16 protein-coding genes and 6 tRNA genes are annotated in these 12,996 nt (G+C 42.9%); 1 reads left to right on the forward strand and 21 read right to left on the reverse strand.

The annotated features are described in order from the left end of the window. Positions 1–120: 120 nt before the first annotated feature. From N693_RS0102255 to acpS, 21 genes are all read right to left on the reverse strand, one after another. Positions 121–194 (reverse strand) — tRNA-Gly (locus N693_RS0102255). Positions 195–208: 14 nt separating this feature from the next. Beyond that, positions 209–285, reverse strand: a tRNA-Arg gene (locus N693_RS0102260). A 21-nt stretch (positions 286–306) separates the two neighbouring features. Next, positions 307–393 (reverse strand) — tRNA-Leu (locus tag N693_RS0102265). Between the two features lie 79 nt (positions 394–472). Beyond that, positions 473–548, reverse strand: a tRNA-Lys gene (locus N693_RS0102270). 95 nt (positions 549–643) lie between these two features. Then, positions 644–718 (reverse strand) — tRNA-Gln (locus tag N693_RS0102275). 21 nt (positions 719–739) lie between these two features. Continuing rightward, positions 740–814: transfer RNA gene (locus tag N693_RS0102280), tRNA-Glu, on the reverse strand. A gap of 160 nt (positions 815–974) precedes the next feature. Further along, entirely contained in the window at positions 975–1,433 is a 459-nt protein-coding gene (locus N693_RS0102285) for a SprT family protein (RefSeq protein WP_025783165.1), read from the reverse strand. 11 nt (positions 1,434–1,444) lie between these two features. Beyond that, positions 1,445–3,604: a Tex family protein gene (locus N693_RS0102290; protein ID WP_371257542.1), complete on the reverse strand. Its 2,160-nt coding sequence runs from the start codon at positions 3,602–3,604 to the stop codon at positions 1,445–1,447. A 67-nt stretch (positions 3,605–3,671) separates the two neighbouring features. Continuing rightward, positions 3,672–4,268, reverse strand: a complete 597-nt coding sequence (locus N693_RS0102295; protein ID WP_025783167.1) for a SpoIIE family protein phosphatase — start codon at positions 4,266–4,268, stop codon at positions 3,672–3,674. Next, positions 4,268–5,053, reverse strand: a complete 786-nt coding sequence (sigB, locus tag N693_RS0102300; RefSeq protein ID WP_025783168.1) for an RNA polymerase sigma factor SigB — start codon at positions 5,051–5,053, stop codon at positions 4,268–4,270. Before sigB ends, N693_RS0102295 begins: the two co-directional genes overlap by 1 nt. Next, positions 5,028–5,504 (reverse strand): anti-sigma B factor RsbW, encoded by a 477-nt coding sequence (rsbW, locus tag N693_RS0102305; protein ID WP_025783169.1) that lies wholly within the window; start codon positions 5,502–5,504, stop codon positions 5,028–5,030. The genes sigB and rsbW overlap by 26 nt, the downstream gene beginning before the upstream one ends. Beyond that, positions 5,491–5,829 carry an STAS domain-containing protein gene (locus tag N693_RS0102310; protein WP_025783170.1) on the reverse strand — a complete coding sequence of 113 codons (339 nt, stop codon included), beginning with the start codon at positions 5,827–5,829 and terminating at the stop codon, positions 5,491–5,493. The genes rsbW and N693_RS0102310 overlap by 14 nt, the downstream gene beginning before the upstream one ends. A gap of 85 nt (positions 5,830–5,914) precedes the next feature. Beyond that, entirely contained in the window at positions 5,915–6,916 is a 1,002-nt protein-coding gene (locus tag N693_RS0102315) for a PP2C family protein-serine/threonine phosphatase (protein ID WP_025783171.1), read from the reverse strand. Between the two features lie 12 nt (positions 6,917–6,928). Continuing rightward, positions 6,929–7,330, reverse strand: a complete 402-nt coding sequence (locus tag N693_RS0102320) for an anti-sigma regulatory factor (protein WP_025783172.1) — start codon at positions 7,328–7,330, stop codon at positions 6,929–6,931. A 2-nt stretch (positions 7,331–7,332) separates the two neighbouring features. Further along, a complete protein-coding gene (locus tag N693_RS0102325) occupies positions 7,333–7,695 on the reverse strand; it encodes an STAS domain-containing protein (RefSeq protein ID WP_025783173.1) in 363 nt (120 codons plus the stop codon). A 1-nt stretch (position 7,696) separates the two neighbouring features. Next, positions 7,697–8,524, reverse strand: a complete 828-nt coding sequence (locus tag N693_RS0102330) for an RsbT co-antagonist protein RsbRA (RefSeq protein ID WP_025783174.1) — start codon at positions 8,522–8,524, stop codon at positions 7,697–7,699. Positions 8,525–8,665: 141 nt separating this feature from the next. Beyond that, on the reverse strand, positions 8,666–9,016 hold the full coding sequence (locus N693_RS0102335; RefSeq protein ID WP_025783175.1) for a type II toxin-antitoxin system PemK/MazF family toxin: 351 nt from the start codon (positions 9,014–9,016) through the stop codon (positions 8,666–8,668). A gap of 4 nt (positions 9,017–9,020) precedes the next feature. Further along, complete coding sequence (locus tag N693_RS0102340) at positions 9,021–9,308, reverse strand: transcriptional regulator (RefSeq protein WP_369795252.1); 288 nt, start codon at positions 9,306–9,308, stop codon at positions 9,021–9,023. Positions 9,309–9,454: 146 nt separating this feature from the next. After that, positions 9,455–10,579 carry an alanine racemase gene (gene alr / locus N693_RS0102345; RefSeq protein ID WP_025783177.1) on the reverse strand — a complete coding sequence of 375 codons (1,125 nt, stop codon included), beginning with the start codon at positions 10,577–10,579 and terminating at the stop codon, positions 9,455–9,457. Positions 10,580–10,692: 113 nt separating this feature from the next. Continuing rightward, positions 10,693–11,700, reverse strand: a complete 1,008-nt coding sequence (locus tag N693_RS0102350; RefSeq protein WP_025783178.1) for an outer membrane lipoprotein carrier protein LolA — start codon at positions 11,698–11,700, stop codon at positions 10,693–10,695. Between the two features lie 81 nt (positions 11,701–11,781). Then, positions 11,782–12,138, reverse strand: a complete 357-nt coding sequence (gene acpS, locus N693_RS0102355) for a holo-ACP synthase (protein WP_025783179.1) — start codon at positions 12,136–12,138, stop codon at positions 11,782–11,784. Between the two features lie 65 nt (positions 12,139–12,203). On the opposite strand from acpS, the gene N693_RS0102360 reads away from it, so the two are divergent. Beyond that, the gene (locus N693_RS0102360; protein WP_025783180.1) at positions 12,204–12,833 is read left to right on the forward strand and encodes a rhomboid family intramembrane serine protease; all 630 of its coding nucleotides are present in this window, start codon (positions 12,204–12,206) and stop codon (positions 12,831–12,833) included. Positions 12,834–12,996 lie beyond the last annotated feature (163 nt).

Consider the following 12,996-nt stretch of genomic DNA (forward strand, 5'->3'; position numbering starts at 1 on the left):
GATGTCTATCAGATCGATTAAGATCTGTTTGTGTTTGTTCACCGGCAGAACCGGTTTCCCAAACAATAATTCGTTGACATTTTGCTGTTCAGTTTTCAAGGTTCATATGGTTATAAATTATGGAGCGGGTGAAGGGAATCGAACCCTCATCATCAGCTTGGAAGGCTGAGGTTTTACCACTAAACTACACCCGCGTTATATTATGTTATGGCGCGCCCGGCAGAAGTCGAATCCACAACCTTCTGATCCGTAGTCAGACGCTCTATCCAATTGAGCTACGGGCGCTCGCTAAGATTAAAATACTTTTGGTGCGGTAAAGAGGACTTGAACCTCCACGGGTTATTCACCCACTAGGCCCTCAACCTAGCGCGTCTGCCATTCCGCCACTACCGCGTATTTATTATTTTCGCGACATCCTTTATTATACACGATAAGTAAAGTTTGTCAACACTTGAGTTTTAAAAAGATAAAATGGTGAGCCATGCAGGATTCGAACCTGCGACCCTCTGATTAAAAGTCAGATGCTCTACCAACTGAGCTAATGGCTCGTACTGTTTTGAAATTAGACAATGTTTTCATTATCATCGTTCTAAATATCTTGCGGTGTCTCGCGCTAAGTTTTTCAAACAAAGTTTGAAAAACTTGGCTGGGGTAGCTGGATTCGAACCAACGAGTGACGGAGTCAAAGTCCGTTGCCTTACCGCTTGGCTATACCCCAATATTTTTAGTAGAAAGAACATGGTGACCCCTACGGGATTCGAACCCGTGTTACCGCCGTGAAAGGGCGGTGTCTTAACCGCTTGACCAAGGGGCCATTTATAGTGTGTTGCTTTGTCGTTTGTTGTCGTTGTTCCTTGTCGACTTTTATTATTATAGACAGTCTTTCACTATTCGTCAACAGTTTTCCTGAAACTTTTTTAAAAAACGTTCAACCCCTTGATATGACTGGGTTGAACGTTTTTAAAAAGCTAGTGTTATTGAATCTCTTTCAGTTTACCGTGACATTTTCCACATCGGAATCGCTTTGTGTCTACTCGGCGTTTTCGTTCATATTGGAGCCCGCAATTTGTACAAGTATAGATACGGATCTTTCTAGATGACGTTTCACGGCTCTTGAGTGGTTTGCAATATCTTGGTGAATCAGTTTTCAGTAGAAGATCTTTAAAATCATGATCCCCGTGTTTATACCCTCTTCCTTCTATATGAAGATGGTAATGACACAACTCGTGTTTCAAGACACCTATTAGCTCTTCCCTTCCATATAGATCTTCAACCATAGGATTCACTTGTATGGAATGATCCGACAGCATATACCTACCGCCAGTCGTTTGAAGACGACTGTTGTAGACAGCTTTGTGAGCAAATGGTTTCTGAAACCACTCAATGGATAGAGTCTCAGTAAGTGCCTGTAGAGCATCAATCGATAGATTAATACCTTTCACTGTCATTTCCCTGCAGGTGGTAACATCGTCAAGGCAATTCTGCCCTTTGCTTTATCTACAGACTCAACCCAGACCGTCACTATGTCCCCTGATGCTACAACGTCCAAAGGATGCTTCACAAATCCTTTTTTCAATTTCGAAATATGGACGAGTCCGTCTTCATGAACTCCTATATCGACAAATGCGCCAAAGTCTACTACATTCCTTACAGTTCCTTGCATTTCCATTCCTTCGTGAAGGTCTTTCATATCAAGTACATCCGCTTTCAAAAGGGGCTGAGGATATTCATCACGAGGGTCACGATTCGGTCGTTTCAACGTTTCAATCACATCATTAACGGTCACTGTTCCGACTTCCAGCTTACTTGCGAGTTCCGCGCTATTTAAATCGTTAAGTGCGGCGATTGCTTCTGCTGATCCAATTTGTTCCTTCGAAACCCCCGCTTCCCGTAAAATTTCTTCCGCAAGTGCATAACTCTCCGGGTGTATGCCTGTTGCGTCGAATAATTCCTTCGCATTTGGCACTCGTAAGAAACCTATTGCCTGTTCGTAGGTTTTTGCACCTAATCGCGGTATTTTCTTCAACTGCGTTCTTTTTTCAAATTGACCTTCCTCTTCACGCTTCTTCACAATATTTTCAGCAACTGTTTTAGAGAGTCCAGCGACGTATTGTAATAATGATGCGGAGGCAGTGTTGACGTTTACGCCAACACGGTTAACAGCAGTTTCAACGACAAACGAAAGAGATTCTGCTAATTGCTTCTTGGCAACGTCATGCTGATATTGACCGACCCCTATCGATTCAGGATCAATTTTCACTAACTCTGATAGAGGGTCTTGTAGTCTACGAGCGATCGAAATTGCACTACGTTGCTCAACTTGCAGGTCAGGGAATTCTGAACGGGCTTGTGCAGATGCAGAGTAAACGCTCGCCCCTGCTTCGTTGACTATGACATACGCTACATCTGAATCGACTTCCTTAATCGTTTCTGCAATGAACTTTTCTGTTTCTCTAGAAGCCGTCCCATTTCCAATCGCAATTAGTTTAATGTCGTATTTCTTCAGTAGTTGTAACACAGTTTGTTTCGATGCCTCTTTTTGAGGTTTCGGTGGGTGTGGGTAAATGACCGAGATTTCTAGGTTCTTCCCAGTCTCATCGATTACCGCCAATTTACAACCTGTCCGAAAAGCCGGATCGACTCCCAGTACCATTCGCCCTTTTAATGGTGGCTGTAGTAGCAAGCTCTTCAGATTTTCTGCAAAGACATGAATTGCCTGCGCTTCTGCCTTTTCAGATAAAGACGCTCTGATCTCACGTTCCACAGATGGAGCGATTAATCGTTTGAACGAATCTTCCAATGCTTCTTTTACATACTGTGTAGCAGGAGAAGATTCCCGCTTGACAACACTTCTCTCCAAATCCCCTATAATTCTGTCAGCGGGGAATCCTACTGTTACTCGGAGTACGTCTTCTTTTTCTCCCCGATTTAATGCGAGAACGCGGTGTGGAACGACCTTAGACAACGGTTCCTCATATTCGTAATACATTTCATAAATACTTTTTTCATCTTCAGCGTCTTTGCGTTTGGATGAAACGAGCGTCCCTCTGGACCAACTGATTTTACGGATTTTTTCGCGTAGTGCAGCATCATCTGCAAATCGCTCTGCAATGATATCCTGTGCGCCTGTTAACGCATCCTCAACTGTATTCACTTTTTTTTCTTCGTTGATGAATTCTTTAGCCAACGTTTCAACAGCTTCATTTGTAAATTGAAGAAGTTTGTCCGCGAGACCATTCAATCCTTTCTCAATTGCGATCATGGCACGCGTCCGACGCTTTTGTTTATAAGGACGGTATAAGTCTTCAAGCCGTTGTAAAACGTCTGCTGCTTCTATTTGCTGTTCCAGTTCAGGAGTTAACTTGTCTTGTTCACTGATCAGACGAAGAACTTCCTCTTTTCGCTGCTCCAAGCCTTTGCTGTATTGGTATGCGTCTTCAATGTCTTTAATCTGAACTTCATCCAAGGAGCCGGTTGCTTCTTTACGGTACCGTGCAATGAATGGCACCGTATTCCCTTCATCCAACAATGCGATGACTTGTTTAGTTTGTTTCAACGGAAGTGCTGCACGTTTTGCGGTCAATTCTAAAATTCGTTCCGACATTTCCATTCCCCCATTCATTACTTCTTAGTTTACCATGAAAGTGCACACAAAAAATCCCACTTCTAATTTATAGAAGCAGGGTTCCTGCGATGAACGTCGCATCGTCGCCAGGTTTCACCGTCGCACGTACCATTTCAGATAGCGTAAGCGGATCATCACTTTGGCTTAAATAAGCTTTAGGACTTCTGAGTTCGACACCGTCTGAATGCATGAAGAACAAATCTCCATTTTGATAGGCATACTCTTGTGTCTTCATTTTTTGAGGGCGACCGGATAAGTATCCCATCACGGGAAGTGGATAAAGCATCTTGCCGTCTTGTTGCCGGATATATAACCGGACATTGCCGACACAGCTATGCTGAATGGTATGTTTTACATAGTCAACTTTCACAATCGCTACGGCTGCACCACGTTTTTGTACCATATGCTCATTTATACGACTGAGTAGTTCTTCAATCGATTCTTCATGATGCTCCTCTAGTATACGTGGCATGACTTCCGCAGACTGGCGAGCAACAATTCCACTACCAAGTCCATCCGCGATTGCACATATAAAATAGTCCTCTTCCGCGTGAAGAAAGTACACGTCCCCAGAATCACGATTCCCACCTTTGGCCTGCTGATATATATACGCCTCGATATGATCGTTTTTGAATGCTTCCATTAGGATGCTCCGCCCGCGGCCACTATTGCTTCCTGTAATTTCTTAATTGCCTTACGCTGAAGTCTAGACACGTGCATTTGAGAGATGCCAAGAAGTTCACCAGTTTCCTTTTGGCTAAGTTGTTCAATATATGTATATTGGATAATCTGTTTCTCCCTGTCCGACAAAACATTCAACGCATTTGCAACGAGCAACCTCTGATCCGTTTTTTCATATCCATCATCTTTTGACCCGATAATATCAAATAGGGTGACCGTACCACCCTCAGAATCTGCTTCAAGCGTATGATCCATTGAGAGTGCTTGATAACTACGTCCCATTTCCATAGCTTCCAATACAGATTCTTCGTCAACTTCCAAGTACTCTGCAATTTCGCTAACAAGTGGAGATCTTTGAAGTTCCGTAGTAAGCGTTTCAACGGTTGCTTTAATGCGTGGTCCGAGTTCTTTAATACGTCTCGGTACATGAACTGCCCACGTTTTATCACGCAAAAATCGTTTAATCTCTCCGATAATCGTGGGGACAGCAAACGCTTCAAAACTTCGTCCAAAATCAGGATCATATCGACGGATAGCGCCTAGTAATCCAAGCATTCCCACTTGGGCGATGTCTTCGTGATACGACTTACCTTTAGAATATTTACGAGCGATCGATTGTACAAGACGCTCATAATGCATGACGAGACGAGTTTGCGCTTCATCATCCTCGTTTTCTTGATATCGTTTAATCCACTCTAAAACCTGTTCCTGAACTTGTGGATCACGAGTAGGCTGTTTGCTTGACATCCGCTTCGCCCCGCTCTCTGCCCAGGTATTTGGTCATGAAAACAGTGACTCCTTCTTCATGATGGACTTTTACATCATCCATTAGTGTTTCCATTAGATAGAGTCCAAGTCCTCCTTCGCGTATGAGTTGAACGTCAGACTCTTGTTCAGTATAAGGACCGACCAGCTTTTTAGTTTCTTCAAAATCGAAACTTTGTCCGTGATCTGCCACCATGATTTCCAGTTTGTCTTCATACAACGCGCAGCCTACGATGATTTCACCTTCTTCGTCTTCATCGTAAGCATGACGTACTGCATTTGTAATCGCCTCGCTGGAAGCAATCTTCAAATCTTCAATTTCATCGTATGTAAAACCAAGGCGGCTTGCTAGCCCTGAAATCGTTAACCTCGCCACGCCGACATACTGTGGCTTAGCAGGAACTTTTATTTCAATGTAATCAAACGGTGCCATTCGGGTCCCCACTTTCCATTTCAATCTCAACCACGTCATCGAGACCTGTAATTTCAAATAGACGCTTCAGTCGTTTGTTCAAACCAACGATTTTTACTGAGCCATTCACAGCTTTCACTTTCTTATAAAACGCTACGAAAACGCCCAATCCCGTACTATCCATATAATTCACTTCTTTAAAGTCGAGTACAGCTTGACATTCTGGTTGGTCTGCAACTTTTTCAAGTCGCTCTTTTAATGTTGGGGCAGTAAACGCATCGATCTCCCCAATGATTTTAAATACATGGACACAGTCCTTCTCTTGTACATCAACTTGTAAATTCATTTATCCACACCCCATATTTTCTGTTGTAATCTGAGTTTAATCCTCTATAATTGTGTTTACCCATTTTTGTGTGAACAAAACATTTTTATTCTTTCTTGAAGAGGACAAGAGTAAAGTCATCATGTAGCATGTAATTTTGCATTTTAAAAAGTTCTGTATAAAGATAGTCGACAATTTGTTGTGCGGGTAAATTTTTCACATCTCGCAGCATGTCCAAAATGACTTCTTCTTCGATGAATCCTTCAGCATTTCTACCTTCAGTAACACCATCCGTCAACATGACGATGAAATCGCCTGTAGCTAACTCTACTGACTTCTGTTGAAAGTCTACGTCTTTACGAATTCCGAGTAATAAACCTTTGGCATCCAACTCAACAAAACGATCCTCTTCAGCACGATAAAGCAATGCAGGCTCGTGACCAGCAGATCCGAATGTAAATGTACTTGTACTTTCAACGTACTTACCATAAAACATGGAGATAAACATCGAATCATCCATGCTTTTCTCAACAATTTGGTTAATGACTTCTAACACGTGATGTGGCTCTGTAGCCTTTTCCCGCAAACTATCCATCCCGAACTTAATCATGGACATGCACAGTGCAGCAGGAAGTCCTTTCCCCATCACATCTGCCACAGCAACGCAGGCTTCCTTGTTACCTTGCTCGATAAAATAGACGTAATCCCCACTCATCTTTTTCGCAGGCTTACTTACAATTCCGATATCCAAGCCATCTACTTTGGGTACTGTTGTTTCAAGAAGCATATCTTGCACCTTTACAGCGACATCCATTTCGATTTGCATCGCTTCTTGTTTGCGTACGAGACTTTGATGCTCCATTAGCGCCAATCCATAGTGAATCATAATTTCTATTAAAAAATCGTAAGAGGGACCGATACGTGAAGAGAGATCAGGAAAAATCTGCTCCACAGATGTTTTATGAAGACTGATCACTTCTTCAGGCGAAATCTTTTTTTCGATAAACTTACGACTGACTTGCTGGGCAGCATACAAATCAGTTTCATCCTCATGGGTTATATATTTCCTAAGCAATTCAGAGTATTGCTTTCCAACTTCTTGCGGCATTTGTTACTCCCCTTATCGCAGCCATTTTGTTGCAGTTATTGTGGTACCTTTGCCAACCTCTGACTCGACTTTAAAATCGTCCATCAAGCGTTTTACTCCAGGCATTCCTGCCCCAAGTCCTCCAGATGTCGAAAACCCATCTTCCATTACTTTACGTAAATCCGGAATACCAGGTCCTTCGTCCGAAGCGATGATGGTCATCCCCTTCATGCCATCTGTCGAAAGTCGCTCGATTTCTATCTTTCCTTTACCCGCGTACAAGTAAATGTTACGTGCCAGTTCGCTAATGGCGGTTGTAATTCTTGCTTGGTCCACTGTTCCGAACCCGGAGTTTTTCGCTTCATTACGACCAAGCTGTCGTGCAGCAACAATATCCCATTCCGTGAAAATCTCTACAGAAGACCGATTGTCCATATTCAGGCCTCCAATTCTCTACGTAGCTTCGTAAGTCCGTTTTCAAGATCCAGGGCTGTCATTACATTTTCCAAACGAATACCGAGTTCAATCAAAGTAATTGCTACGGCAGGTTGAATTCCTGTAATGACCACTTTAGCTCCCATCAGACTTGACATACTAATTACGTCACCAAGCACTTTTGCGATGAATGAATCGATAAAATCAATAGAGGTTAAGTCGATGACGACACCTCTAGCAGTAGTTTCGTGCATTTTGTTCAATAAATCCTCTTGAAATTGAATCGCAGTCTGATCGTCCAATTCCCATTGTATGGAAACAATGAGTACTTCATCTAATTTCAAAATAGGTATACGAACATTCATATTACTCTACCTCCACTATTTCTCTGTTGGTTAAGCTTAATGCTTCCTGCATTCCTCTACGAAGTGTACTTGTAGTTGTGAAATCACTTAAGTTTATGCCAAGTGCTACGATAGTTTGTGCAATTTCAGGTCGAATTCCGACTAACATACATTTTGCACCCACTAGACGAACAGCGTCTGCCGCCTGGATGATATGGTGTGCAACCATTGTATCTACAACAGGAACTCCAGTAATGTCGAGCAATACAACTTCCGCTCGTTGTTGAACAACACCTTCAAGTAAGTTCTCCATTATCAACTTTGCACGCTCTGTATCGATGGTTCCGACTAAAGGCATGATTGATACCTTGTCCACTACCGGTATTAGCGAAGCCGAAAGTTCCTGCAATGCGACTTTTTGCAACGTGTCAGTTTGTTCCCACTTGATGGCATATGCTTCTATGATACTTTCACGTAAGGGGTTGATCCATCCAGTGAATACGCCCATAAAGATTCTAAGATTCTGTTCGGTAATGACCTCTTCGTCTTCAAGCATTTCAAAAACAACCGAAGCAAAATTATCGATTGCTTTGTTCACGAATTTTATCGACCATCCAAAGCGAATCACTTTCTCCGTAAAGTCGTCTAGGCGTTCGTTGTTCAACGCGCTTTCGCCTTCGGTTATATTGGAGGTCATTAACGCCGTGAACTCACGACTCGTTTTTTCAACAAGATGTTGAGGCATAAAGTGGAAGAAACGCTCTCCTTTCTCCTCTTTCATCAGTTCAATCCACTGCTCAATGATTGCATCCATATGTTCGTTTACTACTATCCTCATTTTACTGTTCATAATGTTGTCTTTTCCCCCTTATGATGAAAACGCGATACTACTTTGTTCTATAGTATAACGGATATGTGGACATTCAGCATCTTTTCTGTACAAAAAATCCATTCCGTCGGAGGACAGAATGGATTTCTTTGCTATGTATGCCTATAAGTTAGTTAAGCCAAAACTGACTTCTAATGCTTCATCCACTTTCTGCATGACTTGGTGATCTAAGTGGGTGATTTTATCTGTGAGCCTCGATTTGTCGAGAGTGCGGATTTGTTCGAGCAGGATTACAGAATCCCGCTCGAAACCGTGACGGGCCGCATCTATTTCGACATGTGTCGGCAACTTTGCTTTTTGTATCTGGGCAGTGATCGCCGCCACAATCACTGTAGGGCTAAACCGGTTCCCGATGTCGTTCTGAATGACGAGAACAGGCCGTGTGCCGCCTTGTTCAGATCCTACGACAGGCGACAAATCCGCAAAAAAGACATCTCCGCGTTTAATTGCCAACTTTTCATCCTCCGCTTACGATTCGTTCCACCGTATGCTGAGCTTCGAATTCCGCATGCAGACATTCAGCGGCAATTCCAAGATTGATTTGGGACATTTCCACATATCCGCGCATCATCTTTTCTCTGATTGCATTTAACTCACAATCAGTCTTATACCGCGTAGCCGAGTAATATACGAAATCTCCCTGCTGCTCCTGATGGACGATCGTCTGTTCATTTTGTTTCAGCATTTTTGTGGGGATTTCCATAAGTAGTTCTCTTTTGTTTTGGTTAGCATCCAACTCTAGCACCTCCGACAAAACCCGATCCTCATTTCTATACATGTTTATCTTACCATTGGAGTTCGACAATGAAAAGACAAATTAGGTAATATAGCGACAAGTTGCGCAGTCAAGTTTGGTAGTTTGTCGAAAGTGCGAGAAGTAGGAGGTGCCAACTAATCCCCAAAATACTGTCTTTGTACACGTCTAGCAATCGTTACGGCAATTTCATAAGGAATCGTGCCGATACGTGTTGCCCATTCTTCCATTGTAATTTCTTCATTTCCTTGTTTCCCTAATAATACAACCGGTTCTCCTTCTGGATACCTTTCGGGTAGTTGCACCATACATTGGTCCATACAGATTGTTCCAATAATCGGAACGCGCTGCCCCCGAACAAGTACATGCTGATTACGTAATCCCCTCTTCAATCCATCTGCATAGCCGATTGGTAGTGTTGCGATCCATTCACCAGGCTGCGCAACATAAGTGCCTCCGTAGCTGATGGGCCCACTCGATTTTATCTGCTTCACAAAAGCAATCTCTGTTTGTAGTCGAAGAGCACGTTCTAGTTGAAAAGGCAATTCGGAGGCGACCACTTCTGAAGGAGCGATACCATACATCCCAATACCGAAACGAACCGCATCTAGTGCATAATCCGGAAATCTAAGGGCCGCTGCACTATTCGCAGCATGGACCAGTTTTGGACGTTCTGGAAAGCACGCAACTAGCCTATCGAAAGAACGGAATTGCTCTTCTGTCCTTTTTACATCTTGCTCATCTGCAGTAGCAAAGTGTGTAAATATACCTTCCACTCGGATAGCCGAAGTTCCTTCAAGAATTTTAACTAATTCAACTATTTCTTCTTCACTTCGTACACCTATCCTACCCATCCCTGTGTCAATTTTTACATGAGTATTCAAAGATTCTTGAATCCCTCGGAGTTCATCAGCTGCTGCTTGCGCCCATTGAACACCTGGAATCGTAACTGTAATCTCTTGGCGGATTGCTTCTTTTAAAAAATTCATGGGTACAGGACCAAGTACTAGAATCGGTTGTTGAATACCCGCCTTGCGTAAATCCAATGCTTCGTCAGGCGTTGCAACAGCTGCCATCATCGCCCCTTCTTGGAATGCAGCCCGTGCGCTTTCAGCTGCTCCATGTCCATAACCATCTGCTTTTACAACTGCTATGATGCCCGTCTCAGCAGGCAAAAATTCCTTTAAATTCCTGACGTTCGCTCGAATCGCACCAACATCAACTACAGCACGAGTCGGTCGATAGTTAAATGATTCTGTCACGCGGATCACCTCTTCAGAATAAGTATTCTCATTATCATCCTGAAAGGCGCCGTCCGTCAATCTAGATAACAAGCGGGTACCGGATTGTTCGGCACCCGCTCGACGTGTTTGATTTACTTAACTACATCTGTTTGCATTGAACCAGCCACTTGAATAAGTTCTCCCTTACTAAGGGTCTCAGAGGCTACATAAAACGCAACTCCATCTTGTTCCCATCGAATCGTATTTCCTGAAAGAGCTGCTACGGCGAAACCTAGATCTACTGGATCCCCTTCAATGGATACTGGCACTTGGCTATCCATTTCAGCTGCTGGTTCTTGAACAACAACGAACTCTTTTCCAGCACCGCCATAAGATAGGAAGATACGCGTTCCAGTTTCTGTTGCGACAGGTTCTTCACTTAACAACGTGACACCTTCAAAGGATGCGGAAGGATAGAAGGTTTCAAGTTGTGCCTTTTTGTCCTTCGTTTTTTCATCTTTTTTCTCGTGGTCCATATTTTCCGTCTCGACTTTATAGTCATCCGCATTACGCTTTACACCTAAAGTGATTTTCTTGAATGTCACACGGATTTTCTCTTCCTTGTTTTCATCCAATAAAGATACGTGTGTTGGAAGCAATGTCTTCTTGTCGATATGGATCTGTTGCTTCGGCAGAACTGCTTTATGATTATTGCGTGTTGCCGTTTCAAATACATACGTCTTATCTTTTTCCGTCATCGTGGACTTCTTATCAGCTTTAATATCATCAGATAACGTGCTGATTAAGTACGCCTGGCTATTTTGTGCTGGCCAATCACTTTGGAATTTGTACGTCTTGTTCAAAGACGGCGTGACAACAAAAACCCCTTCTTCGTTACGTACGATCATCTGAGATTCATCTTTCCCTTTTTGAGAGACGTCCACTTTGTAAAAATCAGGCTTCGTGTGCCATACCGTTACGTCATAGAGCCGTGGTTCTTCGCCGGTCTTAATCTCCATCGTTGCTTGAAGATCATACCCCTTGGAATCATTCCATTTCCCACTCAATTTCTTGACGACATCTTCTTTCGACGGTGCTCCGCAAGCAGTTAGTAACAAAAGAACCGCACCCATCAACAGTAATCCAATTTTGCTCCGCATTCAGGTCATCCTCTCCTATTTCAATCGGGTAGGTCATCTTATGAGGAGGGACAGTCATTTATGCAAAGCTGGTCAGAAACGTTACATTTTTTGAAGAATTACTTGTGCAGCAGCTACCGTCTTCGTATGTGTAATGGAAACAAAGCCGTCCACAAGGTTCCCATTAAAGTATAGGATGGGCGCTCCTTTATCGTCAGGTAAGATTGCAATATCCAAAAAACTACATGTTGGACCAATCCCGGTTCCAAGCGCTTTTGCGAAAGCTTCTTTTGCTGCAAACCGTCCCGCTAGGAATTCAATGCGGCGGTGATTGGAAAGGTTTTCGTAATATCGTTGTTCTTCAGTCGTGAGAATTCGATTGCGGAATTTATCGGATTTGTTGTCCAGTTCTGCAATTCGGTCAAGTTCTGTAATATCCAAACCAATTCCTGAAATCATACAGTCACCTTCTTTCCATATAGAGTCGAAAAATTGTATACTAAAACAAAGATCGGGGGAGAGTCATGTTTATCCGTACTGAAAGTTTTTCTCAATACATTCGGCTATATCCTGTGGTGTCCACACTTATCGCTCTTAATGTCGGGATCCATCTACTGACGATGTTGCCCTTTATAGGCGATACCATTCGGAACTTCGGAGTAGGCTCGAATTATATGATTGAACAAGGAGAGTATTGGCGTCTTGTCACACCAATGTTCTTACATCTCGGAATCATGCATCTGTTATTCAACATGTTTTCCTTATTCATCTTCGGACCTGAATTGGAGAAGGTAGCTGGGAAAGCGCGATTCCTAACTGTATATTTCTTAGCAGGTGTCTTCGGTGACATCGCGACATTTTTCGTATACGATTCCAGTTATTCACACGTTGGCGCTAGTGGTGCGGTATTCGGGATTTTCGGTGCATTTGGTGCGCTAGTGTATTATACAAAAAAGATGTTACCTCAGCTTCGCCAAATTATCTTGCCGATTATCGGACTCAGTGTTGTTATGACCTTTGTTGGACCTAACACTAATGCAGCTGCGCATATCGCCGGACTGGTGGTCGGCTTCTTGATCGGATTAAGCATTTTCCATCCAAAGCGAATTATTAGTTGGCGCAAACCGAAGATCAAAGTTGTTCCGAAGAGATAAAGACTGTTAGAAAGTCAGTGTTGCTGACTTTCTGACAGTCTTTTTTGTTTCGTGGAGATACTCACTTGGATTTATGATCATTTTTCTAGTTTTATGAGCACTTTTCTGGGGTTATGATCACTTTTCATGTTTTATGAGCACTTCCCTGGGGTTATGATCACTT

Source organism: Sporosarcina sp. D27 (assembly GCF_000586555.1).
In the GTDB taxonomy this organism is placed as follows: Bacteria; Bacillota; Bacilli; order Bacillales_A; family Planococcaceae; genus Sporosarcina.